We start from the raw sequence: 25,912 nt of genomic DNA, 5'->3' as shown, positions 1-25,912 counted from the left end.
TGACGGGCGTCCCCCTGGGGAATCGGCCGTCAACGGGGTGGGGAATTACGGCGACAGCTTTCGTCGGAAAGTGGGGATTTGGGCCGTCGCCGACAGTAATGCTCCCGGTTTCGGTGGTCGGCCTGGATTGCGGCGTGGATAGGTCCATTTCCGGGCGACGAGGCGTGTGTGCCAGCGCAGGACTGACCGTGGTGTAACCAGCAGTGCCAGCTGTGAGCGCTGCTGCTTGTTCGTCATCCGAGCAGTGCTGCCATGACGGCCCTGTCGCTCCAGGAGAACCGGGGCCGTGGGTGGATGCGCTGTGCGACGGTGAGTTGGTGGCGGAGCATCAAGATCTCGATGTCTTTCGCCGCGCTCGACCGGGCCAGCAGCGCGAGCCATCGGAAGATCTGGCACCCGAGCAGATAGATCAGACGTATCGCCACGACCCAGCGTCATGCCCTGCAGCGCCCGCCAACCTCCTGCGCTCTGGTAGATCCGAACCCGCAGGTCACCTCGGGTGACACGGTTTCCGGCACCCACATCCTTGACCAACTGCGGGTTAATCCGCAGGTCGAACCCGAGGAGGTCCCGGGCCTGCTGGAGCGGCTGGCCGAGGGGGGGTGGGGGGGGGGGTGGGGCGGCGCCGCGCACCCTCCCCACCCCACACCCCCCCCCCCACCCACCCGCCTGGCAGCCGTGCGGAGCGACCTCGCCATCGCGGCACTCCGGGCAGCCGGCGCGAAGAACATCGCGGCCGGTCTTCGCCGCAATGCCCGCGACCCCCGTCGCCCGCTCACACTCCTCGGCCTTGCATGATCACAAAATGGACGCCACACAACTACGCCGAAGCTCTGCCACGACAGTTCGCCAAAGCCCTGGAGGTTAGAGACGTTCGCTGTCCTTCATCAACGCCCACATATAGAACCATTGGCCGTTCTGGGCCTTGGCTTTTCTCCTTCCTCCCTCCGCAAAGGTCGTCAGGAAGTTCCAAAGGCCAGCAGCGTTGATGCCGAGGGCCGTGACGAGGGAGAGCATGGCAGGCTGTGTAACGGCGAAGAGGGCGACGGTCGTGACGCACGTAGCGGCCCCCGTTGTCGCCAGCGCCTTGTCGTTCGTAGCCTTCCGCATCTGCGCCTGCACGTGTGCCACTTCGTGACGGAGCTCCTCTTCAATCGCCGCGATCTTCCGCTGCGACTGCGTGTCCTCCAATGCGTCGTCGAGGTCCAGAATCCTCTTCCTGAGCCATGTCTTGAACAGTTTGTGAGAATTAAATTCCTCGACGGTGAGCTTACTGAACGCCTCCAGCGAGACACCCTCGATGTATGGGATCTTCATAGTGAATAAGATGCGGGCGACACTACTGGCGATCGGGTTTGCCCCCGACGCCTCGACCGCCCGGCCGTTGCGGACCACGACATCGTAATGCACAGGGGTGCCTACCTCGCCAAGAGGGACCGCCAGGCTGCCGGACGAGATATTCGCCTTCACAAGCTGAGGGTGGTACCAGACGAGCCCATGGCTCAACAGTGGCTCTGCCCCCATCAGCCACCTGCCCAGCGCCTCGGTGTCGAGACACTGGAAGCCCCACAGCCACCGCTTTGACGGAAGGCCTGCGCCGCCCTGCATGAGGAAAGGGGGTGCTCCGCCGGTCTCATGAAGTTCCGTCACCGGCCCTTCGCGATCCTGTGTGAGCATGAGTACGTCGGAGACTAGGAATGCCTTCTTCGTGACCTCATCGAAGTCGGCAGGGAGCGCATTCAGCCCTATGTGGAATCTGCCTAGATAGCGCTTTCCCTCTAGGGCAATGACGCCTTGAGCGTGGCTTACGTACTTAATGGCGAATTTTGACGGGTCCTCGCGGCTCTCCGCCGCTAGTTGCTGAAATATATCCCTGTTTTGGTTGGCGACTGCACGGTTTCCTAAAATCACTGGACGGTTCTTACGCCAGGGGAGCCCCATCTGGATAGGATGCCTCAGTCGCATTCGCTCTGTCGAGGCTGCGCCAGCGCTTTGGTGAACTGTCGCAGTGTCCAGTTCGTGATCATGTAACGCCGGGCTGGGCGAGCGGCCGGGGCGTGCCGCGTGCGTGCCTGTCGCGTTCCCGGAATCCCGTCAACCGGACAGATTATCACGAAACGGACGTCAAGCGACTACGCCGAAGTCCTGCCCCCCGCCCCCGTCGACTGTCGATGTCTCACGGCGCGCGCATGACTCCAGGCCACCTTCTCGGCGTTCCCCGGCGGATCGCGGGAACGGCGCCCTCGGCGAGCTTGAGGGCCTGGCGCACAGCGACCAGAACGCCGATCTCGACGCCGTGGTCCCAGTACAGTTCTTCCAGTGCTCGTGCCCCTGCACGGTGGCGGTGGCCTCCCGCAGGTCCTCGAACAGCTTGTCGTGCTTAGCGGCATCCTCGGGCGTCCACCCGGCGTTGTGGCCCGTCCAGAGCGGTCCTCGCCTCGCTCGGTTTCCTCCGGCCATCCTTCGTGCGCACCCGCCCGCGGCGGGGACGTTTGTCGTTTCCGGCTGTTCTGTTATCGCATCGCGGCGTAGTCCTGCGGCGCCTTGCACAGGATCTCGACCATCTGATCTTCATTCAGCTTCCGGAACGCCACCGCGGACGCACTCGCGATCTTCCGGAACAAGGCATCGGCCGGGATCGACGGAACTCCGGCGAAGAGAGGGTGATGGTCTGCGCCTGTGGGTGCCGGAATCTGTGTCACCCTATGCGACCTGCGAGTATTCGTGGATAAGCCCGCCGAGTCGGTCGCGTCGAGCTGCGTGTGCTGCGTCGCTGCATCAGCAAGGATCCCCGACCTCTCGGAGGCATAGGTCGAACGGGCTTCAAGAGCACTTCCCGCTGTGTCATCCCAGATAAGCACACTCCTAAAGGGCGGTTCGGTTGAGGGGCGGCCCAGGAAACTCAAGCTTCGCTGGGAGGCTGTCGGGCTCGAAAAATCATCGCTGTTGATCAGGCGGCGTAGCGGTACTCGTTGATGACGCCAGCGAGGACGCGTGTGCGCGGGAGTCTGCGTGCGTCATGCAGGATGGTGGGCTGTGGTGGGTGTCGGGCGGTAGCTGATTTCGGCTTCGATGAGGGTGCGCATGTTGTCGCGCCGCTGGTCGGCGGCAAGGACATGTTGGACGTGTGCCTCGAAAGTGATCAGGATGTGGTCGAGGGCCTTGCGCCAGCGGCGTCTTCTGCATCTCGTACTGGCTGGTCGCCCAGAACCGGCTGCATCACTTCTACAAGGACCCGGGCGAGGTCTTCCGTGCGCCGTACGCAAGCCGCGTGGAGTCACTCTTCGACGGAAGGCACGATGAGGAGGAGTTGGCCAAGGGCCTCGCCTCGTCGGTGGAGCAGCTGCTCACGCCGGCCTTCTTCGACCGTCTGCGGCACCCGAGCGGCCCTCTGCTGGACGCCCTGCGCTCGGCCGATCACACCCGCGACTGGAAGCCGGACGCCCTGGTGCGGCTGTACGCGGGCGGCCGACACCGACGTGCTCGTGCCGATCGAGAACGCACGCAGTTGTGCGCTCCAGCTTGCCGCTCACCAGGCCTCCGTTCCCGTCGTGAACCAGGGCGAGGTGAACCACTTTGGGGCCTTCGCGTGTCGGCACCGCAGGCGGCGCGCTGGTTCGATGCGCTGGCCGGACACTGATCGCTACGGTGACGGGCAAACATCAGTAGTGTCTCTCCACCGTGTCGGACGGCGATCGACGTGCGGACCGTAGTCGTCGGCCGGCCCAGACGAGTAGTGCCAGTACGCCCAGGAGCAGGGTGGCGTTGACGCTGTACTTCACGGGGTACGACACGGTGCCAAGCGGATCGATGGTGAACGAGAGGGCCGCGTTGACGACCAGCGCCGCTCCGCCGACGGCCAAAATGTGGGGGTGACGCCAGCGAACGCGCTTGGACCAGCGCAGCAGCAGACCACCACCCGCGGCCAGCACCAGCATGTCCAGCGTGACTCCCGGCCACGTCACGGGCATCAGGTGATGGGCGGTCAGGAGCATGGCGGTACCGCAGCCAATCAGCCACACGGGTGGTACCTGGCCGGGTGTGTGCGCCCCTCGTGGCGGTATCGCGAAGGCGGCTAGAGCCAGGGAGAGAGCGAGGGCGGCTGTGGTTGCGAGTTGGGCGGGGCGTGAAGTTTTTGGTCTGGTCATAGTTGGCCAGTGTGGCGGCTGCCAGGTACAGAGCGACCATCGTGATCATGCCGCCCTTTCGCAGCCACGGCCGGTCGGCGAGCTGCGGGGCGCAGGACTCGACGACGGCGATCGGTGCGGCGAAGCTCCAGATCACGTGGCCTATGACGAAGTTCGTCACATAGTGGGCGCTGACGCCGGTACCGGAGATGAGAGTGGGCAGGCGATCCTGGTCCCAGACAGGATCGCCCGTGACGTGCGGATTGAACAGGCTCTGGTCGATCAGTCCGGCCTCGATCAGCCCGAACGCGGCGCTCAGCAGCAGGACAGTCGGCCAGCCGCGCCGGGCCCGAAGGGCCGCCTCTCGGATCAACACGGCCACCGTGCCGTAGAGCGGGGCAAGGACGAGCAGGCCGGCCAGCAGCTGCACTGGCTGGCCGGTGGTCTGGTCGTAGCCGATGAGGTACTCAGCGCTGATCGGCGACAGGAGTAGCAAGGCCATGACCGGAACGAGCCTGCGCCGTGGCGGATGTGTGGTGAGGGTGTCGCTGTCCATGCCGGCCCTTCTCTGAGCGGTCGAAGCTGGGTCCTCTCCAGGAATCATTATAAACCGAGTGCTCGGTCTATGAATGGCCTGAGAAGATGAAGATGATGGGACGGCGTCGGCCGAGGGCGTGGGCAGGAGGCAGCATGGTGAGGAAGCTCGACCCGGCCAAGCACCAGGCACGGCGGCAGCACATCGTGAACGCGGCGGCCAAACTGTTCGCCGTCAAGGGCTTCGACCGGACCACCACGGCCGAGATCTGCAAGGCGGCCGGCATCAGCGCGGGCAACCTGTTTCACTACTTTTCCAACAAGCGAGCGATCTTCTTGGCCGTCCTCGAGGAGGACGAGGAGAGGGCAGAAGGTTTGGCCCGGGCACGTACGAGTGACGATCCGTGGGCAGCCCTTCTGGAGGTTGTGGACCTTCTCGCCGCGCCCGCGGCGGAGCCGTCGACACCGCACCTTGTCATGGAGGCGATGGTCCAGGCGCACCGTGACCCGGAGCTTGGCGCGCGGCTGAGCCGGGACAACGACGAGGAGCACGCTGTGATCGCGGCGCTGATCGCGGAGGCCGCCGCCGACGGCCGGATCGACCCTGGCTTGAAGCCCGACGACACCGCGACATGGGTTCTGGCGCTGATCGCTTCGCTCTACACTGGCGCTGCCACCGACCCATCGTTTGCGCCAGCCGAGCAACTGCCGATTCTCAAGCTGATCCTTCACCGATTCCTGCGCACCGACAGCTCCAGCGCGGGCAACATGCCCTGACTCGGCGTTTGATCGGATCGGATCAGCGACCCGCCAACGCGAAGACGCCCCGGCAGAGCCGATGACGCCCGCCGCACGACCGCAACGCTGATTTCCGGCACCCACAAGGTTGCGCTTGCCGGAAAATATCATCCGCCCTGGTGGGAGGCGGTGTGCGCGGTGTACGGAAGGTCGACCGGCGTAGTCGCCCGAGCGGCGCGACAGGCGTGAGGCGCTGACGCTCCGCGCGATCCTTGACGCGGCACGCGGTCTGTTCGCCGATCGCGGCTACGCCCGTACGCCGATCCGCCTCATCGCCCAAGAGGCCGGCGTCGCGCCGCAGACCATCTACGCCCACTTCGGTTCAAAGGCTGGTGTGCTCACCGGACTCGTCGACCTGCTGGACGACGAAGCCGGCATCCCCGATCTGATGACAGCCTCGGAGGGAATGACGGACCCGGGTGAACTGCTCGGCATGCTTGCCAAGGTCAGCCGTCAAGTCAGGGAACGCTGTGGTGACATCGTCACCATCCTCGGTTCAGGCGCCGCGGTCGACCCTGACATCGCGGCCACGCAGAACGAAGCCGGGCGACGCCACCGGCTTGGCGTCGAAATGATCATCGACCGCATCCGCACGTCGGGCCACGCCATCGACCCGCGTGCCGCCGACATCGCGGTCGCCCTGCTGAGCGCCGGTGTCCATGACAGCCTTGTCGCGGACGCCGACTGGTCCTACGACGACTATGAGGCCTGGCTCAAGCACACCCTCACGACCGCTGTGCTGGGCGAGTAGCCCGGTGCGGTGAACACGGCGGCGAGAAAGTGGCGGATCTCCCGGACGGTCAGCGGGATGGGGGTATTGGCTCGGCCGGGATGAAGCGGTTCGGTGGGCCGGTCCGGGCTGGCGCTGGCGGCGAGAGCGGTCAGGAAGGCCAGGGCGAGCATGGCGAGCGTGATGTGCCGTTGTCATGAGGTCCAGTTCCTGACCTGGAAGTGGTCGAGTCCAACCTGGCGTTTGGCGGCCTGGTCGGGTAGGACCGCCGCATCGCTGCGGCGGTCCCCCTCAGAACCGTGCGGGCGGCCTGGAGGATCGCGGCCGCCGCAACCGAGCTGCCCGGCCCGTGCGCCCGGCTGATCCGGCCGGCGAGCGGATTGACCACCAGGCCCGACAACGCGAACAGGGAGAAGTAGAGCGAGACGCCCGACAGCGGCAGGCGCAGCACTCCCGCAGGTAGGTCACCGTGAGCGGGAGCACCAGCCTGCTGCCGAACGTGGTGGCACCCCAGCCGGTCAGAAAAGCCCGGTAACCGGCCAGTCGTTCCCGGGGCACCGCGTAACTCGTGAAGCCGCCTCCTTGCCCTGCGGATCGCCCGCCAGCGCAAGCGCACCGGCCGAGGCCGGTGCCACCATGTCGAGCGCCTGCTCCGGTGTCCGGGCCACGCGCAGGATGCCGGCGTCGTGCACGAAACCCCGCCTCTCCAGCCGCTCGACGTAGTTGAGCAAGGGCAGCCAGTCGTCGTCCACGTCCAAGAGCACGAGGGGACCGACGTCCTGCCCGAGTGCGGCCATGGACACCACTTCGAGTACTTCGTCGAGCGTGCCGTAGCCGCCCGGAAGCGCGACGAAGGCGTCCGCGCGGTCGATCATGACGCGCTTGCGTTCCAGGAGATCCTCCGTGAGTACTATCTGCTGTGGCGGCAGGTGGTCGTTCATCTCCTTGGCGCGCAAGAACTCTGGGATGACCCCGAGGATCGGCGCACCGCCCTCGGCGGCACCGCGCGCCACCGCGCCCATCAGGCCGGCCCCGCCCGCCCCGTAGACCAGCCGGTGGCCGCGGGCGGCCAAGCCGGCGCCGAGCACGGTGGCGGCCTGGACGTACCGGTCCGACGGTCCCGTGGAGAAGCCACAGAAGACTCCGAGCGCCAGGGAGCTTTCAGAGGTATCCATAACTGAGCCAGCCTCCATCGACGACCACGGTCTGGCCGTTTATGTAGTCGGCCGCAGGGGAGGCCAGGAACAGGACGGGGCCGACGATGTCGGCCGGCCGGCCGCGCCGCCCGGAGGGGATGCGCCCGACGATGGCGTCCTCGTCGAGCGCGGCCGGATGCGGGGTCTCGATGCGGATCATGCCGGGGGCGACGGCGTTGACGTTGACGTTGCGCGCCGCCCACTCCACCCCCAGGCTGCGGGTCAGCTGGAGTACGCCGCCCTTGCTCGCGGCGTACAGCGCCCGTTCCGGGAAAGCGGTGTAGGACAACAGCGAGCAGAAGTTGACGACCTTGCCGTGGCCTTGCTCGAGCAGGTGCCTGCCGAAGATCTTGCAGGCCAGGAACGTGCCCATGACGTTGGTTTCCAGCAGGGTCCGCGCGGATTCTGCTGGAAACCCGGCAGTGGGCCCGAGATTGAAGACGCCTGCGGCGTTGACGAGGACGTCCACGCCGCCGAACCTCTGGACCACCCGCTCGGCCGCCTCGCCCAGCGCCGCCTCGTCCGCGACATCCACGGCCACGGCCACGCTCTCGGCGCCGAGTTCCTCGATCTCGCCTGCTACCGACTCCACCTGGGACCCGGTGCGGGCCAGCACCGCGACCCGGGCACCGCGGGCCGCGAAGCCGAGGGCGACGGCACGCCCGATGCCCCGGCCGCCGCCGGTGACCACGACCCGCATCAGCGCGCCTGGAACTCGCCGAACCAGTGCAGCTGGTCCGGCTTGGTGCGGGTGGGCACGTTGCGGTACACGTACAGCGCCACGCACGCGAACCGGTCGGCGGTGAACGTGGTGAGGATGTCCTCGCTGGTGATCCGGCGCGGACCGGTACCGGCCACCATCTTGTCGGAGAAGGAGTTCAGCAGGAACAGGCCGCCGGGTTTGAGCAGGCGGTGTACCTCGTCGGCGTAGCGCGACCTGGCGTCGTCACGCATGTTGTGGAACACGAAGGAGTCGGTGACGACGTCGGCCGAGGAGTCCGGCAGCGGGACGTCGAGCACGTCGCCCTGGATGAACTCGGCGTCGGCGCCAGCCAGTTCGGCCCAGCGGGTGGCCCGCGCGACGGCGTCCGGGGACAGGTCGACGCCGGTGACGTCCAGGCCCTGCACGGACAGAAAGACGGCGTCGACGCCGGGGCCGCTGCCCAGATCGATCAGGCGCTGACCCGGCTTGAGCGTGCCGTCGATCACCCGCTTGATCAGCTCCAGACCGGGGGAGGCGTTGAACCAGGAGAGCTTGGCCAGCGACTCGTTGGCGTAGACGGAGGAAAACGTGTCGGTCCAGCTCTGTGTGAAGGCAGTCATCGGGTGGCCTCCTGGGTCGGGCCGCTGAGCACAGCGGTGGTGTCCTCGGTGACGAGGCGGACGTAACCGGGTACGACCGGGATCCGGTCGTCCGGCATGGTGAGGACGACGCGGTCCTCGGAACGGGACACGACAGCGAATCCCGCGAATCGGTAGGTGACGAGCATCTGCCGGTTCCGGTCAGTGGGCCGGAAGTGGGCGACGGTGCGGGCGCCGTGCGCGGCGGCGGTGCGGGCCAGCGCCGCGATGAGCGCGGTGCCGACGTTGCGGCCCATGACCCGGCAGGACATCAGCAGCAGCCGGATCGTCCACTCGGGACCGGTGGACAGCACGGCCAGCCCGATGGTGCCGTAGGTGCCGAAGCGGTCGTCGAGTTCGGCGACGATCACCCGGTGGCCGGGGTCCCGCACCAGCTCGGCCAGCTCGTCCCGGTCGAAGGTGATGCCGGTGGTGTTGAGCTGGTGGGTGCGCCGGGTCAGCTCCGCCGCGCGGTCCAGGTCGCCCTCGGCCGCGTTGCGCACCCGCAGCGTCATGCCCAGCGAGGACAGGAACTCCTCGGCCGGGCCCTGGAACGTCTCCTCGTGCCCGCGGCGGCGGTCCTCGGCCTGGTACATCTCCCGGCGGCGGGCGGCTTCGGCGGTCACCTGCCGCGGCAGGACCCGGCCGCCGGCGACCAGTTCGTGCAGCTTCTCCCGCGTCACGCAGCGGACTTCGGGCAGTTCCCTGGCCACCTCGGCACGTTCGAACTCCGAGTCGTCGACGAACAGCACGCTGTCGGCACTGATGTTGAGCACTTCCAGCAGCGTGCGCAGCGAAGCGGACTTGGCCGACCAGCCGAGCTGCGGGTGCAGGAAGTACTTGTCGAGCCCGAAGCCGCGGAGCTGGTCCTCGGCGGGGCCGGGCTCGTTGCGGCTGGCGACGGACTGGAGGATGCCGTGCTCGTCCAGGACGCGCACGAGGGTGCGGTTGGCGTCGGGAACGTGGGGTTCGTCGCCCTCCAGGAGCGTGCCGTCCCAGAGGGTGTCGTCCAGGTCCCAGACCACGCACTTGACGGTGTTCTCGGCCGTGGCCGGGGTCATCGCCGCCTTCCTTTCCCCGTGGCGCCCGGGTCGCGCAGCAGCGCGGTGGCCACGACGTCCTGGAGCACCTCGGTGGGTCCCTCAATCACCTCGTACACCCGGGCCGCGGCGGCCAGCCGGGCCAGCGGATGGTTCTCGGTCTGGCCCTCGGCACCCAGCAGGCGCGAGGCAGTGGCGGTCACGCCGCTGGCCGCCCGGGAGGCCAGCAGCTTTGCGCGGGCGGCGGTCACCGCCGCTGTCGGCGTGCGGTCCTCGACCTCCTGCGCCGCCGACCGCACGTAGTGGGTCGCGGACTCGGCGGCGAGGGCGGCGTCGGCGAGCAGCCCGCGCACCAGCTGGTGGTCCCCGAGCACGCGGTCCCCCGTGGAGCGGGTGGCCGCGTGGCCGACGGCCAGGTCGAGCGCGGCCTGTGCGATGCCCGCCGCCCCCGCCGCGACACAGAGCCGGCCCAGGGTCAGGCACGACGTCGCGACGAAGGGGATGCCAGTGCCCGGTCGCCCCACCATACGGGCGGCGGGGGCGGTCGCCCCGTCGAAGGTGACGCGGGCCAGCCGCGCGGCCCGCAGGCCCGCGGTGCGGGGTTCGGGCTCGACCCGCACCGCACTGCCCGCGTCCATCAGCGCGCAACTGTCCAGGCCCTCGGTGAGGCCGAAGACGAGGTAGGCGTCGGCGATCTGGCCGAAGGACAGCCAGCGCTTCACCCCGGTGACGCGCAGGGTGTCGCCATCCTGGTCGATCCTGGTGGTCAGTGCCCCGGCGTCGGCTCCGCCGCCGGTCTCGGTGAGGGCGAAGGCGGCGAGCCCCCGGCCGGTGGCCAGCTCGGGCAGGAACGCGTCGCGGGTCTCCCGCACCGCCCAGCGGCGCAGGGCGTGACAGACCATGGCGTGGACCACCAGCAGGCTGTGCAGGCTGGGCGAGGCGGCGGCCACCAGCCGGTGCACCTCGGTCACGTCCACCAGCGGGAGATCGCTGCCGTGGTGCGCGGTGCCGACGGTCATGCCGAGCAGTCCGTGCCCGGCCAGGCGCTCGACGTCCTCGCGCGGGACGGTGCCCGCCCGTTCCCAGGCCGTGGCCCGGTCGGCGAACTGCTCGCCCCGCAGCACGTCGAGGACCGCTTCCGGCACAGTGGTGCTCACGCCGCCACCCGGCGGGTGACCAGGGCGGCCAGTCCCCGCACGGAGTCGAAGTTGAGCAGTTCCAGGTCCTCGTCGGTCACCTCGATGTGGAAAGTGCGCTCGACGAAGTCGACCATCTGGACCGCGGCGATCGAGTCCAGGATGCCCCCGGAGATCAGCGGCCAGTCGTCCTCGATGTCCGGGTGGCCGCTGAGCCGGGTGATGAATTCCCGCACCACGGCCGCGATTTCCTCGTTCATGGGCGCATTCTGAGCAGTCATCGTGTCAGTTCCCGTCGTAGGAATAGAAACCGCGGCCGCTCTTGGCACCGGTCCGGCCCTCGTCGACCATCCGGCGCAGGTGCGGGTGGGTGGCGAACTCAGCGGTCCCGTAGTGCTCGTGCAGGACCTCGAGCGTGTGCACGACCGTGTCGAGGCCGATCAGGTCGGCGGTGCGCAGCGGCCCGGAGGTGTGGCCGAGGCAGCCCTTGAACAGCTCGTCGACCTGGTTCGGGGTGGCGACACCGTCCGCGACGACGGCGGCCGCGAGGTTGACCACCGGCATCAGCACGCGGTTGATGACGAAGCCGGGGGCGTCGTTGACCACGACGGAGCGCTTGCCCATGCGGCCCAGCAGGTCCTCGACCGCGGCCAGCGCGGTGTCCGAAGTGGACGGGGCGCGGACGACCTCGACCATGTCGATGCGGTCGACCGGGTTCATGAAGTGCACGCCGACCACGCGGCCGGGGTCGGCAAGGCACTCCGCCAGCCGGGCGATGGGGATGGCGGAGGTGTTGGCGGCGATGGTCACGCCGGGCGCCAGCGCTTTGTCCAGCAACGGGTACAGCTCGCGCTTGCCCGGTTCCGATTCGGTGGTGTTCTCCACCACGAACCCGGCGCCGGCCACGTCGGCCAGGTCGGTGCTGGAGCGGATGTCCAGCGGCCGCGGTCCCCGGCCGCCCAGCAGCGCGGCCAGCCGCTCGTGCCGCCGGACGGCCACGCGGGCCGCGTCCAGTGCGGCGGTATCGGTGTCGACGAGGGTGACGGCGTAGCCTGCCGCCGCGGCGGCGTGGGCGACGCTGGAGCCGATGACACCGGCTCCGATCACTCCGAGCGTGGGTGTGCTCATGACACTGAGCTCCCGTGGTCGAGGGGTTCTGGTTCGTGCTCGGTGGTGGCGAGCCAGTCCTGGACCTCGCGCGTCATGCCGCCGAGGGTCGCGGAGGCGAAGACGACGGAGGAGGGCACGGCCCGTCCGGTGAGTTCCTTGAGGCCCGCGATCAGGTGCACGCCCATCAGGGAGTCGCCACCGAGGTGGAAGAAGTGGTCGTCGGGGTGTACTTGGCGCAGTCCGAGCAGAACCCGGAAGCGGTGGGCCAGGAACTGCCCGACGGTGGATCCGGGTGCCTCCTCCGGCGGCGCCGGCGCGGGGGTCTCGGGTACCGGCTCGGCCTGCCGCGCCGTGCCAGGCGTCGGCCAGGGACCGGCAGGCGGCTCGGTGTCGGGCAGGTACCGGCGGCGCAGCAGGGCGCGCGGGGGCAGGCCGACCCGGCGCGCCGGGCCACGGCGCAGGCGTGGCCAGTCGGCCTCGACCCCGTGGGCCCACAGTTCTCCCAGTGCCTCCAGCAGGATCTGCCGGTCGCCGGCGTTCTCGTAGGACTGCCGTACGGTGCGCACGCACACGGCGTCCGGGTCGGCCTGGGTGATCCAGGGACGGGCGGTGCCCGGTCCCACCTCGACCAGGACCCGGTGCCGGGACAGGACCAGCCCGGCCGCCGTGCGGAACCGCACCCGGCTGACCATGTGGTCACGCCAGTAGCCGGGTTCGGGTACCTCCCCGTCCAGCCACGCGCCGAGCACGCTCGAAGCGATGGGGATGCGGGCCGGCGCCAGGTCCACGTGGCGCAGATCCTCGCCGAGCAGGGCGGCGGCGTCCGCCAGCTGCGGTGTGTGGAAGGGATGCGTGGCGTCCACGGGCAACGTGGTGAACCCCGCGGCACGCAGCCGGCCGGCCAGCGTCGACACGGCTTCCGGTCGGCCGGAGAACACGCAGTGGCCCGGCCCGTTCTCGGCCGCGATCCAGGTGTCCTCCACGGCGTAGCGCTCCACCTCCTCCGCGGCGGCGAGCACGCTGAGCATGGCGCCCGGCCCGGCGGTCTCGACCAGGTCGGCCCGCCGGGCGACGGCGGCCATCGCGTCCTCCGGCCCGACGACCCCGGCCAGCACGGCCGCCACCCACTCTCCCAGGCTGTGGCCCAGCAGCGCGGCCGGGCGGATCCCGAGGTCCATGAGCGTGCGGGCCATGGCGTGTTCCATGCAGAACAGCGACAGGTGCACCTCACGCAGTTCCCGGGGCGCGGGCGCCGAGCCGCCGCGCCGCAGCAGGGCGCGCAGGTCCACGCGGTCGCCCTGGCGGTCCGGCCGGGTCGGCTCGGTGGCGAACGACCGGCCCACGGCACCGTCGGTCAGCGTGTCCGCCACGGCCACGACGGCCTGGAGGTGGCGGGCGAACAGCGGGTCCGTGCGGGCCAGTTCGGCGCCCATGCCCGGGTAGTGACTGCCGATGCCCGGCAGCACGAACACGACCTCGGGGGCGTCGGCTGTGGCGTGGCCGCGCTGGATTCTCAGCCGGTCGCTGCCGAACGCCCCGGCCACCTCGTCCGGGGAGCGCACCACGGCGTAGGCACGATGCGGATAGCGGTGGCGTGCGGTCTGGGTCGTCCATGCCGCGTCAGCGATCCGCGAAGGGTTCTCGTCCAAGTGGTCGCGCAGAGCGGCCAGGTCGACGTCCAGGGCGTCCGGGTGGTGGCTGGACAGCAGCAGCAACTCGGGATCCCGCGAAGACGGCGTCACCGGTGCGGCGGGCGCTTCCTCCAGAACCACGTGGCAGTTCGTGCCGCCCAGGCCGAAGGCGCTCACCCCGGCCCGCCGGGGCCGGCCGGGCACCGCGGGCCAGTCCAGGGCCTCGCCCAGCGGCCGCAGCGGGCCGGACCGGGCGGCCAGGTCGGCGGGCAGCCGCTCGAAGTGCGGGGTGGCGGCGAGACGCCGGTGGCGCAGCGAGAGCACCGCCTTGGCGAAGCCGGCCAGGCCCGCCGCTTCCCGCAGATGCCCGAGACCGCCCTTGACCGCCCCGACGTGGACCGGGTGGCCGGCCTCGGCGAACACCTCGGCCAGCGCCGACCACTCGGTGGAGTCCCCGATCCGGGTTCCGCTGCCGTGCGCCTCCACGTAGTCGATGTCCCCGGGCCCGAGCCCGGCCACGTCCAGTGCGGCCCGGATCACCTCGGTCTGGGCGGCGGCGTCGACCCCGGCGAAACCCGACTTGCCGGAGCCGTCGTTGTTCATGGCACTGCCCCGCACCACGGCCCAGATCTCGTCGTCGTCGCGCACCGCGTCGGCCAGCCGCTTGAAGACGACGGCGCCGACGCCGTCGCCGGGGACGGACCCGCCCGCCGCCGCGTCGAAGGGGCGGCACACCCCGTCCGGGGAGCCGATGCCGCCGAGCGGGGCGTCGTAGCCGCCGGGAGCGGGGACGCGGACCGAGGCCACGGCGGCCACGGCCAGGTCGCTGCCGTGGCCGAGCAGGTCCTGCACGGCCAGGTGGACGGCGGTCAGCGCGGTGGAGCAGGCCGACTGCACGGTGACGGCGGCGCCCTGGAGGCCGAGCCGGTAGGCGACCCGGGTGGCGGCGTAGTCGCCGCGGTTGGTCACCTCCAGGGACTGCGCGTCGACGCCGGGGCGGCCGGCCAGCGCACTGCCGACCCACCGCTCGTAGTCGCTGTGGCCGACCCCGGCGTAGACGCTGACCGCCATCGTCCCGGCCCGGTCGACGTTGGCCGTGGTCAGCGCCTCGTCGACGGCCTCCAGCAGCAGCCGCTGCTGCGGATCGGTCAGCAGCGCCTCGGACGAGGCGATCCCGAAGCGGTCGCGGTCGAAGTGACCGGGACCCGGCACCGATCCGTAGGCAGGCACGAACGTGGCAGCCGTGGCGGCCTCCCGCCGGGTGATGCTGTCTTCGCCGGCTTCGAGGATGGACCAGTACCGCGCCACGCTGTCACAGCCGGGCAGCCGCACGGACAGGCCGACGACCGCGACGGCGTCCTCGTGGTCGAGCGCGTTCACCTCGAATCACCTCCTTCGACGTGGGTGGCGGTCCGCTAGCGGACGCGCCGGCGGCGGTCGGACGGCCGCCGGGCGGGTGGGCGAGCGGGATCCTCGGTGTCCAGCAGGCGGGCGCAGCCACGCGGGGTGCCGGCGGCGAACACCTCGGCCAGCGCGAACTGCCTGCCCGCCGCGGTCTCCAGCGCGCCGCGCAGCAGCATCAGGCGCAGCGAGTCGCCGCCGAGGGCGAAGAAGTCGTCGTCGAGGCCGACCTCGTCCAGCCCCAGGACGCGGGCCACGAGCTCGGCGGCCCTGCGCTGCCCGGGAGTGGCCGGTTCGGCGTAGGGCACAGCGAGTTCCGGACGGCCACGGGGCACGACCCGCAGTGCCTTGCGGTCGACTTTGCCGCTGCCCAGCAGGGGCAGGGCGGGCACCGAAGCCAGCCGCGCCGGCACCATGAAGTCCGGCAACCGCCCGGCCAGGTACTCACGCAGCCGCTGGACAGGGATCTCCTCACCCGCGGGCACGACATAGGCGACCAGGGCGGCCCCCTGGTCGGGATCCGGCGCGCCGACGACGACCGCGTTGGCCACGCCCGGGTGCCCCCGCAGCACGGTCTCGACCTCCGCCGGCTCCACCCGCTGCCCGCGCACCTTGACCTGGTCGTCGGCCCGGCCCAGGTACTCCAGCTCGCCGCCGGGCAGGTACCGGGCCAGGTCCCCGGTCCGGAACACGACCGGCGGGCGACCGGGATCGTGTCGGTTGGGCAGGAACCGCTCGGCGGTCAGGTCGGGCCGCCCGAGGTAGCCGTCGGACAGCCCGGGGCCGCCGGTATGGATCTCGCCGGGGATGCCGGGCGGCACCAGCCGGCCCGCTGAGTCGCACAGGTACACGCGCATGTCGAGTGGGACGCCGACGTTGGTGCCGGGGCCGCCGGTCCCGGGTGTGGCCGGGGCCGCGGTGCGGTGGCAGACGTAGTCGGCCTCGCTGAGGGTGTAGGTGTTGTGCACCTCGAAGCCCAACGAGCGCAGTTCGCCCTCCAGGTCCTGGCTCAGCGCCTCGCCCCCGACGAACACGTGCCGCAACGCGGGCGCCGTGCGGAACGCGGGCTGGGTCAGCAGGAGCCGCAGCATGGACGGCACGAAGCTGACGGTGGTGATGGCCTCGTCGTGGATGAGCCGGGCGAGGTAGCGGTCGTCCCGGTCGCGGCCGGGCTCGGCCAGCACCGCGGTGCCACCGCCGGCCAGCGGCCGGACGAACTCCCGGAAACTGATGGGCGACTTGAGCAAGTGCCGGTCCGCCGGGCCGGGGCCGTAGAGGTCCTGTTCAAGCCGGATGCGGGAGGTGTGCATCCGGTGCGGGCGCACCACGGCCTTGGGGGTGCCGCTGCTGCCCGAGGTGAAGAGGACGTAGGCCGTGGTGTCGGGCTGTGCGGTGTCCGGCGGCGGACCGGACGGCTGGTCGAGGGCGAGCAATGCCTCGACCTTCCGGGCCTGCCCGCCGACGGCGGTGTGGCCACTGGCGGTGGTGAGCACGGCCACCGGGTCGGTGAGGCCGAGGATGTCCGCGGCCCGCGGTGCGGGCAGTGCCGGGTCGAGGTAGACGAACGCGCCGCCCGCCTTCCAGATGCCCAGGATGGCGGTGAACAGGTCGAGGTCCCGCTCACCGGTCAGCACCACGAGGTCGCCGGGTGCCTTGAGGTACGGGAGCAGGGCGTGCGCGAACCGGTCGGAGGCCGCGTCCAGCCGACCGTAGGTCAGTTCGGTGTCGCCGTACCGCAGGGCGACGGCATCCGGCGTGCGGGCGCTCTGCTCGCGGAAGAGGTGGTGCAAGGTGACGTCGGCGTGCGGGGTGTGCGGGGCGTTCCAGGTTTCCAGCAGGAGCGTGCGCTCCACCGGCAGCAGCAGCTCGACGTCGCCGGCGGCCCGGTCCGGGTGCTCGGCGACCTCGTGGGCGAGCAGCGCCAGGTGTTCCGCGACCCGATCCGCACTGCCGTCGTCGAATACGGCGGCGTCGTGCGCCAGGTCCAGTACGTCACCGTCGACGGAAAGCGTCCAGACGGGCCGGCGGAGCACGGCCGGTGGCACCTCGGCGGGGGCCGAGAGCACGGCCGCGTACAGCTCGCCCTCGGCAGGCGGCGCGGCGGGCCGCGGCCGGATGGCGTAGGCGAGTTCGCCCAGCGGGGTGGTCTCCTGGTCCGCGTCGCTGTCGTGGCACACGACGGTGTGGCCGTCGTCGGCGACTCCGACGACATCCCAGCCGGCGCCGTAGCGGTGCAGCAGCAGGCGGCTCAGGGCGGCCAGCCGGACCACCCCGCCGGGCCCCTGCAGCAGAGCTGCCGCCGGGGTGCTCAACCGTGCCGTGGCGTGCCGGGGCCGCGGCTCGCCGTGATCGGGAATGCGCTGCGGGAGAGTGATCATCACCGATCCCCGCCCGTCACGGTCGCCAGGCCGGCCCGGCGGCGCAGCACGGAGCGGGCCGCCGCCATGCCGGTCGCGGCGCCGTAGGTGATGCCGATGATCTTCGAGGAGCTGTCGCCGACGAAGTACAGCCCGGGGATGGAGGACTCCAGGTCGTCGGAGAGCTCGAGGTCGGGGAAGATCCGCTCGATAACGGGGGCGGCGACGGTGGCCGTGCCGGGCACGAGTCCCGGGTGCAGGGCGTTGAGCCGCTCGACCATGGCCAGCACGTCGCGGACCAGCGACGGGGGCAGGCACTCGCGCAGGTCGCCGTGGTGGTAGTTGATCAGGCTGGTGGTCAGCGGCCCCTCCGGGACAGGGCGCTCCGCCATCTCGTCCACAGTGGACACGACCGGAAGACCTCGGCCGTAGACCGCGACCCTGGCCGCGAACGCGGCGGCGTGCTCGGTGCCGTCGGTCCCCTCCGGCAGGTCGACGGTGGTGAGAACACCCAGGTTGGACTTGCTGGTGGGCTGGTTGAGGCAGTGCTGCCCGTCCAGGGCGACGGCGTCCAGGAAGCCGTACTGCATGACCCGGCCGCCCCCGCAGACGCAGAACGTCCGCACGGAGTGGCCCTCCTCGTTGAGGAAGGACAGCTTCGGGTTGTGGCAGCCGTCCAGCAGACGGTCGAGGTCCTCCCGCCGCGTCTCCAGGCGCACGCCGAGATCGACGCGGCGGCTGGGCCGGTGGCGCACGCCGATCCGGCCGATGAGCTCGCGCACCCACGGCAGGCCGAGCTTGCCCACGCCCACCACGACGTCATCGGCGTGGAACACGGCCGGCCCGCCAGGAGTGGCCGCGCGCACCTCGAACCCGCCGCCGTCCAGCGGCTCGATGTCCTCGGCGCGGTGGTGCAGCAGCACGCGGCCGCCGTTCTCCTCCAGTTCGTCCTTGAGACGGGCGATGACGACCAGGGAGTCGTCCACGGTGACGCTCTGCGAGAAGGCGGTGTCGACGTGCTGGAACATCGCACCGAAGGAGTCGTCTTGTTCGGCGTGGACGGGCTCGGCGGGCGGCAAGCCCAGTTCGTAGAAGATGCGGTACGCCTCGGAGATCAGCTCCTGGGCGCGGTCGAACGAACCGAGGGCGCGCTCCAGCCCGCTGTAGGAGCGGACCGTGCCGTCCGGCGCCGACTCGATCTTGGAGCGGGTGAGCGAGGAGATGTAGCCGAGGCTGGTGTCGAAGTGGAAGGCGGCGCCGCCCAGCCCCGTCAGGCAGGTGCAGCGGGGGCACTGCAGGCGGAACTTCTCGGCGTCCCGCACGGACCGCCCGTCCATGCGGGCCACCAGGCGGGAGCACAGGCTCTCCCGCATGTCGCCGCCGGCCTCCAGCAGGGCGACCCGGCGGCCGGCCCGCACCAGGGTCAGGGCCGCGAACAGTCCGGCGGGGCCGCCACCGATGACCACGGCGTCCGTAGGGACCGGCGGGGCGTTGGTGTCAGACATGGTTGCTCCCGTTGACCGTTGGGCGCCGTTCGAGGTAGCGCTCGAGGAAGGGGCGGTAGAAGAGCCGGCTGGTGTCGCGGCCTTCGGCCTCGATGCGCTCGATCAGCCACTGGCAGGTGAACGGCAGCAGGTCGAGCACGCGGCCGGGCCGCTGACCGGTGTGGGCGCCGTAGTGGTCGAGACCGCGGGCCAGGACGGAGCCGAACCAGTGCTCGCGGTCGAAGACCTGGTCGTAGAGCCAGTCGAAGCCGCGCTCCTGGTAGTCGGGGAAGACCGCGAGCGCCGTCGTGATGAGCAGGTTGACGACGTCCATGGCGGCGATGCCGGTGGCGCGGTAGTCCTCGAAGTCCAGCACCCTGGCGGTGCCGTCACGCGGGTCGCGGCGGACGTTCCACGGGCCGAGGTCGCCGTGGGTCGGTGCCAGCAGTGCCGTGCGCAGCGCCTCGTCGGCGTGCCGAACGCCGAACTCCGGCGTGCGGACGTAGTGGGCGGCCGTCTCCAGCGCGAGCTCGGGCGTGCTGGAGACCGCGGGACCCGACCGGTGCAGTTCGACGACGCGGTCCACTGCCGGGCGCAGCACCTGCCACAGGCCGTCAGGGGTGTCCACGCCCGTGACGGCGGTGGGCAGGTCGACGCCGGGCAGGTAGCTCATGGTGAACCCGCCCCCCAGCGTGTCGAGCGGAGCCGGACAGCCCAGGGGCGACGGAGGCCGGAAGGAGCGCAGGACCTCGAGCTCGCCGGCGAGCTTCGGGTCGCTGTGCGACAGCGGGATCTTGGCCACCGCCACGGCCTCGCCGTCGATGTCGAGACGGACGAACGTCCGACGGCGGACCTTGCGGGCGCCGGCAGGCGTCCAGGTGCTGGTGTTCACGCGCTCCGGCGACACTTCGCCCTGCCCGGTGCGTTCCCGGTGGGCGGCCAGCATGAGTCGGGTGATCTCGTCGGTGTCGACGGTGCGCTCCGCGAGGCCGGCGGCGGTCACGGCGTCCTCCCGGCGGGAGTGAGGCGGTCACTGAGGTGGGCCAGCAGGTCGGCCAGGGCGGGGCCGCCGAGAAGCCCGCCGAGCTCGTCGACGGCGGCGTCGCGTTCCTGGTTCGTCAGCTGCCGGTAGTCGGCCAGCCGCTTGTTCAGGTAGTCGGCGAAGGAGCGGTACTCGGCCTCGTCCGAGAGGAGTTCGCGGGTGAGCCGGTCCAGCGCCCGCGTGCCCTCCAGGTCGTCCTCCGGTACCTCGAACCGGGTGCCGAGGTCGATGAGGCTGGCCGCGTTGTCACCGATCGCGGTACCACGCAGGGCCCGCAGGTTGGTGACGTGCCCGTAGTGCTGTTCGGGCAGCAGCAGCGGGAGCTTGCGCAGAATGACCGCCTCGTGCAAGGAGGTGAGGCTGGGCGGCACCGCGTACAACGGGGCGTGGGCCAGGTGCCGCAGGAAGTCCTTGTGCGGCAACATGGTGTACTCGATCTCGACGCCTCCGTGGGTCTCGGTCACCGATTCGCGGAACGCACCACCGCACACCAGGACGCGGCGCAGCTCGGGCTGCGCCGCGGCGAGTTCGGCGACCCACCGGCGCAGCAGGTCGAGATAGGCGTTGTGGGACTCGTAGTCCAGGAAGAAGTTCTGGAAGCCACCCAAGTTGATCAGCAGGTCGGGAATGCGGTCCGGTGCGGGAGCGGACAACGCGGCCTCCAGCGCGCCTCGGTCCACGATGGGGCCGCACAGCTGGATGTGGCTCGCGCCCGCCCTGGTCAGGGAGTCGATGCGCGCCGCGACGCCGGGGAAGTTCTGCGCGTACGACCGGGTGGCCAGCAGGTGGGCCAGCAGGATGCGCTCGTGCGGCGTCAGCGTGTCGAAGACGAACCGCGCGGTCTCGTCGTCGGACCAGCGCACGAGCGACGCGCGGGCGGCCAGTTCCTCCATGCTGCGCTCGGTGAGCCAGAAGCTCAGCAGGCTGTCGAAGAACAGCGTCGGCACGTCGGCGCGCACCGCCCAGAACACGAGTTCCGCGTCCATCACGCTGACCACGAAGTCGGCCTCGGCCAGGCCGGCCGCGACGTCCTCGTACCGCTGGGTTTCGCCCTCGGTGATGTTGGTGAAGCGGTGCATGTGGCGCCGCGCGAAGTCCAGCGCGACGTCGCGACCCGTGAAGTCGATCGTGGCGCCCTCGAACAGCGGCGATATGGCGGTCAGTTTGGAGATGGGTCCGAAGCCGCAGGCCTGGGCGCTGGAGAAGATCCTCATCGTCACGCTTCCCTCGTCTTCCGGTTGCGGTAGCTCAGTACGGCGGACCGGATGCTCTGGCCGTCGACGCCGTAGAAACGGAGAAGGTCCTGGTGGGCCGCGACCGGCGGGTACCGGTGGTCGGTGTGCAGGCTGATCACCGCTGGACCTCGGCGGCCGAGTGCCTCCGCGGTGGACGGACCGAGACCGCCGGGCGCCAGGGATTCCGCCGCGGTCACGACGAGCGGCCGGCGGCCGGCGAGCTCTCGGATCGCGGTGGCGGGAAAGGGGCGCAGGGTGGTCACTGAGGCGACGGCCGCCGCCACCCCGTCCGCGGCCAGTCCGTCCGCGGCGTCGAGCGCCTCGGCCACGCATCGCCCGGTTGCCAGGACCAGGAGGTCGTCGCCGTCCCGCAGCAGCCGGGGTCCGCGGGGATCACCTTCGGAAGCCGCGGCCGGCAGCACGGGATCAGGACGCGCGGAGAGCCGCACGTAGGCCGGTCCCGAGGTGTCGGCCAGCAGTGTTCGCACCACAGAGACGGCGTCGGCGGCATCGGCCGGGCAGGACACCCTCATGCCGGGCATGGCCGACATCAGGGTGATGTCGTCCGTGGCGTGGTGGGTGGGGCCGAGCGGGCCATAGCCGAGGCCGCCGCCCACGCCGAGCAGCACGACCGGCAGGCCGGGCACACACACGTCCAGCCGGATCTGTTCATACGCCCGGCGGACCAGGAACGGCGCCATGGCGGCGGCCACCGGACGCAGGCCGGCGCGGGCCAGCCCCGCGGCGACGCCGACCAGGTTGGCCTCGGCGATGCCCGCGTCCACATAGCGACGCGGATCCCGCTCGAGGACCTGGTCGAACAAGGCCCGTCCGTCCGCACCCAGGGCGATCAGGCTGGGGTCGGCGTCCACGGCGGCGGCCAGCACCGGGGCGAGCGCGGCTCGCATGCTCTGCGGCGCGACGGATGTGTGGTGCGGCGGGATGGATGTGGCGGTCAAGGTGCTCTCCTCACGCCGTCGCGGTCAGCGCCGCCACGGCGATCCGGTGTTGGGCGGCGTCCAGCTCTCCCATGTGCCAGGCGGGATCACCCTCGGCGAAGGGAACTCCCCTGCCCTTGGTGGTGCGGGCGATCAGCACCGCCGGGCCGTCACCGGCTTCCAGCGCGGTGACGGCGTCGGCGATGGCCGTGATGTCGTGGCCGTCGCTCTCGCCGACCCGCCAGCCGAAGGCACGCCACTTGTCCGCCAGGGGTTCCAGCGCGCAGACCTCTTCCGTGTCACCCTCCTGCTGAAGGCGGTTGCGGTCGACGACGGCCACGAGGTTGCCGAGCCGGTGGTGGGCGGCGAACTGCGCCGCCTCCCAGTTGCTGCCCTCGTCGAGCTCGCCGTCGCCCGTGATCACGTAGACCCGGCGGTCCTTGCCTGCGAGCCGTGCGCCCAGCGCCAGGCCGCTTGCGAGGGACAGGCCGTGGCCCAGCGCCCCGGTGGCCGCCTCGATCCCGGGAATACCGTCCGACGGGTGCCCTGGAAGCTCGTTCAGGTCCGTGGTCAGCACGCCCAGTTCGGCGAGCACGGCGTACAGGCCGTAGACGCCGTGTCCTTTGCTGAGGACGAGCAGATCGCGGTCCGGCCAGTCGGGGCGGGCCGGGTCGCGACGCAGGATCCTGGTGTAGACCGCGACCAGCACGTCGATCAGCGAAAGCGCGGGGCCCAAGTGGATGGCCTTGCGCGCCGCTAGTTCGACGACGCGGAGTCGGGCCCGCCTGGCCAGTTCGTCCACGTTCGACATAAGGAACACTCCTCGCGAGAACGGGGTTGGAATGAGCCGGATAAGCGCAGGGTAAAGCCGTCTGGCTTTTAGGCGCGGAAAGGTATTCCTTGGTTTCGTGCGAAACTTCCTCGCTCAGATCCCGTTCGGCCGCGTAAGTCATGGTGATGATCGCGCGCGTGGCGCCTTCCTCAATGGGGTGTTACGCGGTGCAACGTGGTGTTGATACGCAGCAGGTAGATGTCACCGGGCTGCAGCTCGTACGACACCTGATGGACGAATCCAGTGAAGTTACAATGGACAATTCCGTCTCCCTAGTCGGTCTTCTCGGACATCTCTCCACCTCCTGATCGAGACGGGGCAGATGCCCACCTGTGGTCGAGAACGGCCGTCTCTGCCGCGCCCGGTGGACCCGAAAGACACGTGCCGTATTTTTGTATCAGCCTGGATCGCCCGGTTGCCAGTAATCTAAATGCCACCTAAACGCGCGTCCGTACCTCGTCTAAATGAAGTATTGTCGACGCCTTAAAAACTTGGACAGCTGCTGGTTGCCGTGTTGTGATTGGAGCCACGGCGTCCGTGATCGCCATAGGTCGGCTGCGAATCGAGCTGTACGTACCAGCAATTCACCTCGAGGGAGCACCATGACTTCGATGCGTCGCCCGTGGCACGAGAGTGTCCCTGACAGAACGCACGGCACGAACGACAGGGTGCGGATATCAATCGGCGTGCAGCTCAGGCACATTGACGCCCCGTTCGACCGGCCCCGACAGCTGACCCCGCCAGCCAATACGGCTTTGCGCGCATAGACATCCCCGTTCGCTGTCCCATCCTTTCCGGAAAGGAACATTCATGTCTGCTGGCTACGGGCGGCTGATCTGGCGCAATGGCGTCCTCTTGCCGTGGGAGGAGGCCACCGTCCACATCAGCTCAGTGGGCCACGCCTCGGTCTCAGCCGCGTTCGAAGGCGTGCACTCGTACTGGAGCAGCACGCGGGAGACGCTCCACGGCTTCCGGTTGCGCGACCACATGCAACGCCTGATCGAATCGCTGCGGATGAGCTGGATGGAGACCGAGTTCGACGCGGACGCGCTCGTCACCGCGACGGTCGAACTCCTCGCGTCCTGGCAGACCACGGGCAAGGACCTGCACATCCGCCCGTGGGGCTTCGCCGCCGGAACGCATCGCGAACAGATGGTGCCGCGCGGCACCCCGGCCGAGATCGCCATCGAGACCTGGGAGTTCGAGAGCAAGCTGGGCCAGGGCCGCACCTGCACGCTCGCGGTCAGCTCGTGGCCGCGGTTCAACCACGGTGCCTCACCGGCGTCGATGAAGGTGTTCTCCAACTACCACAACGGCCGGCTGGGCAATATCGACGCCAGAGCACGCGGGGCCGACTGGCCGATCTTCCTCAACACCAACGGCCAGGTCACCGAGTCGTCGGGGTCGTGCATCGCCCTGGTCAAACGCGGCCGGCTGGTCACCCCGCCCCTGTCCGATGGTGTGCTGGACAGCATCACCCGACGCACGCTCATCCAGCTGGCCCAGGAGGAACTCGGCCTCGACGTGGAGACCAGGCCGGTGGAGCGCACCGAGCTGTACCTCGCCGACGAGATCTTCCTCATGGGCACCTCGGCCGAGGTGCTGCCCGCTGTCGAGGTGGACGGCTTCCCGGTCGGCGACGGCAAGACCGCGGGTGAGATGACGCAGGCGATCGCGGCCTGCTACCACGACACCGTGCGAGCCGTGACCGGCAAGCACGACGAATGGCTGACCCCGGTGCACCTCGACCGAGCTCCTGGCGCGCCGTCGTTCCTCTCCTCCACTCGTTCGAGCGATGCCGGGAGTTCGAAGTGAAGCGTCTCGTCCATGCCGTCGTGGGCTGCGGCCGTGTCGCCCCCAACCACGTCGACGGCTTCTCCGTCCTGCCCGACGTGGAGGTGCGCTGGGCCTGCGACCGCGATCTCACGACCGCGGAGTCGCTGGCTCGTGCGCACGGCCTGCCGCGCGTCACGGCGGACGTGCACGAGGTGCTGGCCGACCCGGAGGTGGACAGCGTCTCCGTCGCGACCGGGCACGCCACGCACCACGGGCTGGTCGCGGCGGCGCTCGAAGCGGGCAAGCACGTGCTCGTGGAGAAGCCGCTCGCCCTCAGTGTCGAGGACGGCGCGGCCCTGACGTCCCTCGCCGAGCGCGCCGGACGGGTGCTGTCGGTCGTCTCCCAGCACCGCTACGACCGCGTCGTCACCGCCGTCCGGGACTGGATCGGGGCCGGCCTGCTGGGCAGCCTCGTCTCGGGCGTGGTCAGCCTGCAGTGCGGCCGCGACGACGCGTACTACGCGGGCAGTGACTGGCGCGGCACCTACGCGGGGGAGGGCGGCTCGGCCCTGGTCAACCAGGGCTACCACGCGCTCGACGTGACCCGCTGGCTGACCGGCGGGCTCGCGGTGGCCGGCGCGGCCGCCGGGCACACCGCGCCGCGGGGCGGCATGGAGACCGAGGACACCCTCGCGGCTCTGCTGCGCGGCCCGCAGGGCGCGCTCGTGACCTACCAGGTCACCGTGGCCAGCAGCATCACCTGGCGCACCCGCGTCGAGATCATCGGCACCGGAGGGTCGGTCCTGTTCGACCTCGACCACCCCGGGACCCTGCATATGGCGGAAGGCAACGAGGAGCTGCGCGCGGCGGCGGCAGAGCTCGCCTCAGCGGAGGTGGAGCAGGCTCCGCCGGGGATCGGCTACTACGGCATCTCCCACCGCCGGCAGATCGCGGATTTCGCGGCGGCCGTGCGGGACGGGCACAAGATGATCGCCGACGACCGGGCCGGGCTGGACACCCTGATCCTGCTCCAGGACATCTATCGTGTGGCCCGGCACGAGGTGGCGGCACCCGTCCTGTCAGCGCTGGGGAGCTGAGTCACCGGTGGCGGAGATCGTGCCTGCAGTCGGCGTCCCGCACACCTCGGTGGGGGGGGGGCGCGCGGGGGCGGGGGGGCGCCGGCGGGCGGGGGCGCGCGCGGCGG

General features: G+C 70.3%; 23 protein-coding genes and 1 pseudogene. 7 read left to right on the top strand and 17 right to left on the bottom strand.

The genetic code is table 11. The features are described 5' to 3' along the window. Positions 1–233 precede the first annotated feature (233 nt). Together ACFXB5_RS40325 and ACFXB5_RS40320 are read right to left on the bottom strand one after the other, a co-directional pair. Positions 234–425 carry a hypothetical protein gene (locus ACFXB5_RS40325; RefSeq protein WP_385218143.1) on the bottom strand — a complete coding sequence of 64 codons (192 nt, stop codon included), beginning with the start codon at positions 423–425 and terminating at the stop codon, positions 234–236. Between the two features lie 439 nt (positions 426–864). Further along, positions 865–1,941: a hypothetical protein gene (locus tag ACFXB5_RS40320; RefSeq protein ID WP_385218141.1), complete on the bottom strand. Its 1,077-nt coding sequence runs from the start codon at positions 1,939–1,941 to the stop codon at positions 865–867. 1,330 nt (positions 1,942–3,271) lie between these two features. Here ACFXB5_RS40320 and ACFXB5_RS40315 point away from each other — a divergent pair. Beyond that, positions 3,272–3,640, top strand: coding sequence for a hypothetical protein (locus ACFXB5_RS40315; protein ID WP_385218138.1), 369 nt, complete (start codon positions 3,272–3,274; stop codon positions 3,638–3,640). 22 nt (positions 3,641–3,662) lie between these two features. On the opposite strand, the gene ACFXB5_RS40310 is transcribed toward ACFXB5_RS40315, so the two are convergent. Further along, on the bottom strand, positions 3,663–3,995 hold the full coding sequence (locus ACFXB5_RS40310; RefSeq protein WP_385218135.1) for a hypothetical protein: 333 nt from the start codon (positions 3,993–3,995) through the stop codon (positions 3,663–3,665). Positions 3,996–4,383: 388 nt separating this feature from the next. Here ACFXB5_RS40310 and ACFXB5_RS40305 point away from each other — a divergent pair, with 388 nt between their 5' ends. The 4 genes and pseudogenes from ACFXB5_RS40305 (at position 4,384) to ACFXB5_RS40290 (ending at position 6,210) form a co-directional block, all read left to right on the top strand. Next, on the top strand, positions 4,384–4,620 hold the full coding sequence (locus tag ACFXB5_RS40305) for a hypothetical protein (RefSeq protein ID WP_385218134.1): 237 nt from the start codon (positions 4,384–4,386) through the stop codon (positions 4,618–4,620). A gap of 197 nt (positions 4,621–4,817) precedes the next feature. Then, complete coding sequence (locus tag ACFXB5_RS40300; protein WP_385218131.1) at positions 4,818–5,438, top strand: TetR/AcrR family transcriptional regulator; 621 nt, start codon at positions 4,818–4,820, stop codon at positions 5,436–5,438. Between the two features lie 214 nt (positions 5,439–5,652). Then, a pseudogene (locus ACFXB5_RS40295) lies at positions 5,653–5,787 on the top strand (helix-turn-helix domain-containing protein); the annotation flags it as partial. A gap of 6 nt (positions 5,788–5,793) precedes the next feature. Continuing rightward, positions 5,794–6,210: a hypothetical protein gene (locus ACFXB5_RS40290; RefSeq protein ID WP_385218128.1), complete on the top strand. Its 417-nt coding sequence runs from the start codon at positions 5,794–5,796 to the stop codon at positions 6,208–6,210. A 497-nt stretch (positions 6,211–6,707) separates the two neighbouring features. Here the strand turns inward: ACFXB5_RS40290 and ACFXB5_RS40285 are convergent, their stop codons facing one another. Genes ACFXB5_RS40285 through ACFXB5_RS40220 form a run of 14 tightly spaced genes read right to left on the bottom strand, consistent with a single transcriptional unit; the run spans position 6,708 to position 22,911 of the window. After that, a complete protein-coding gene (locus tag ACFXB5_RS40285) occupies positions 6,708–7,364 on the bottom strand; it encodes a TIGR00730 family Rossman fold protein (RefSeq protein ID WP_385218127.1) in 657 nt (218 codons plus the stop codon). Beyond that, complete coding sequence (locus tag ACFXB5_RS40280) at positions 7,351–8,085, bottom strand: SDR family NAD(P)-dependent oxidoreductase (protein ID WP_385218124.1); 735 nt, start codon at positions 8,083–8,085, stop codon at positions 7,351–7,353. Before ACFXB5_RS40280 ends, ACFXB5_RS40285 begins: the two co-directional genes overlap by 14 nt. Beyond that, positions 8,085–8,708: a class I SAM-dependent methyltransferase gene (locus tag ACFXB5_RS40275; protein ID WP_385218123.1), complete on the bottom strand. Its 624-nt coding sequence runs from the start codon at positions 8,706–8,708 to the stop codon at positions 8,085–8,087. The genes ACFXB5_RS40280 and ACFXB5_RS40275 overlap by 1 nt, the downstream gene beginning before the upstream one ends. After that, complete coding sequence (locus ACFXB5_RS40270) at positions 8,705–9,787, bottom strand: HAD-IIIC family phosphatase (RefSeq protein ID WP_385218120.1); 1,083 nt, start codon at positions 9,785–9,787, stop codon at positions 8,705–8,707. The genes ACFXB5_RS40275 and ACFXB5_RS40270 overlap by 4 nt, the downstream gene beginning before the upstream one ends. Continuing rightward, complete coding sequence (locus tag ACFXB5_RS40265) at positions 9,784–10,923, bottom strand: acyl-CoA dehydrogenase family protein (RefSeq protein ID WP_385218117.1); 1,140 nt, start codon at positions 10,921–10,923, stop codon at positions 9,784–9,786. Before ACFXB5_RS40265 ends, ACFXB5_RS40270 begins: the two co-directional genes overlap by 4 nt. After that, the gene (locus ACFXB5_RS40260; protein WP_385218114.1) at positions 10,920–11,162 is read right to left on the bottom strand and encodes an acyl carrier protein; all 243 of its coding nucleotides are present in this window, start codon (positions 11,160–11,162) and stop codon (positions 10,920–10,922) included. Before ACFXB5_RS40260 ends, ACFXB5_RS40265 begins: the two co-directional genes overlap by 4 nt. 25 nt (positions 11,163–11,187) lie before the next feature. Then, entirely contained in the window at positions 11,188–12,030 is an 843-nt protein-coding gene (locus ACFXB5_RS40255) for a 3-hydroxyacyl-CoA dehydrogenase family protein (protein WP_385218111.1), read from the bottom strand. Continuing rightward, positions 12,027–15,023, bottom strand: coding sequence for a type I polyketide synthase (locus tag ACFXB5_RS40250; protein ID WP_385218109.1), 2,997 nt, complete (start codon positions 15,021–15,023; stop codon positions 12,027–12,029). The genes ACFXB5_RS40255 and ACFXB5_RS40250 overlap by 4 nt, the downstream gene beginning before the upstream one ends. 35 nt (positions 15,024–15,058) lie before the next feature. Further along, entirely contained in the window at positions 15,059–17,422 is a 2,364-nt protein-coding gene (locus tag ACFXB5_RS40245) for an amino acid adenylation domain-containing protein (RefSeq protein WP_385218107.1), read from the bottom strand. After that, positions 17,422–18,906: an FAD-binding protein gene (locus ACFXB5_RS40240; protein WP_385218104.1), complete on the bottom strand. Its 1,485-nt coding sequence runs from the start codon at positions 18,904–18,906 to the stop codon at positions 17,422–17,424. Before ACFXB5_RS40240 ends, ACFXB5_RS40245 begins: the two co-directional genes overlap by 1 nt. Next, the gene (locus ACFXB5_RS40235) at positions 18,899–19,888 is read right to left on the bottom strand and encodes an aminoglycoside phosphotransferase family protein (protein ID WP_385218103.1); all 990 of its coding nucleotides are present in this window, start codon (positions 19,886–19,888) and stop codon (positions 18,899–18,901) included. The genes ACFXB5_RS40240 and ACFXB5_RS40235 overlap by 8 nt, the downstream gene beginning before the upstream one ends. Continuing rightward, the gene (locus ACFXB5_RS40230) at positions 19,885–21,141 is read right to left on the bottom strand and encodes a hypothetical protein (protein WP_385218100.1); all 1,257 of its coding nucleotides are present in this window, start codon (positions 21,139–21,141) and stop codon (positions 19,885–19,887) included. Before ACFXB5_RS40230 ends, ACFXB5_RS40235 begins: the two co-directional genes overlap by 4 nt. Positions 21,142–21,143: 2 nt before the next feature. After that, positions 21,144–22,121 carry a transketolase C-terminal domain-containing protein gene (locus ACFXB5_RS40225; RefSeq protein ID WP_385218097.1) on the bottom strand — a complete coding sequence of 326 codons (978 nt, stop codon included), beginning with the start codon at positions 22,119–22,121 and terminating at the stop codon, positions 21,144–21,146. A gap of 10 nt (positions 22,122–22,131) precedes the next feature. Then, entirely contained in the window at positions 22,132–22,911 is a 780-nt protein-coding gene (locus ACFXB5_RS40220; RefSeq protein WP_385218096.1) for a transketolase, read from the bottom strand. Positions 22,912–23,742: 831 nt separating this feature from the next. Between ACFXB5_RS40220 and ACFXB5_RS40215 the strand changes: the two genes are divergently transcribed. Together ACFXB5_RS40215 and ACFXB5_RS40210 are read left to right on the top strand one after the other, a co-directional pair. Then, positions 23,743–24,747 carry an aminotransferase class IV gene (locus ACFXB5_RS40215; protein ID WP_385218093.1) on the top strand — a complete coding sequence of 335 codons (1,005 nt, stop codon included), beginning with the start codon at positions 23,743–23,745 and terminating at the stop codon, positions 24,745–24,747. After that, a complete protein-coding gene (locus ACFXB5_RS40210; protein ID WP_385218090.1) occupies positions 24,744–25,805 on the top strand; it encodes a Gfo/Idh/MocA family protein in 1,062 nt (353 codons plus the stop codon). The genes ACFXB5_RS40215 and ACFXB5_RS40210 overlap by 4 nt, the downstream gene beginning before the upstream one ends. Positions 25,806–25,912 lie beyond the last annotated feature (107 nt).

Origin of the sequence: Streptomyces sp. NPDC059455 (assembly GCF_042750115.1) — a bacterium.
In the GTDB taxonomy this organism is placed as follows: domain Bacteria; phylum Actinomycetota; class Actinomycetes; order Streptomycetales; family Streptomycetaceae; genus Streptomyces; species Streptomyces endocoffeicus.
The sequence above is the reverse complement of the archived record's forward strand: the minus strand, read 5'-3'. Positions and strand labels throughout refer to the sequence as shown.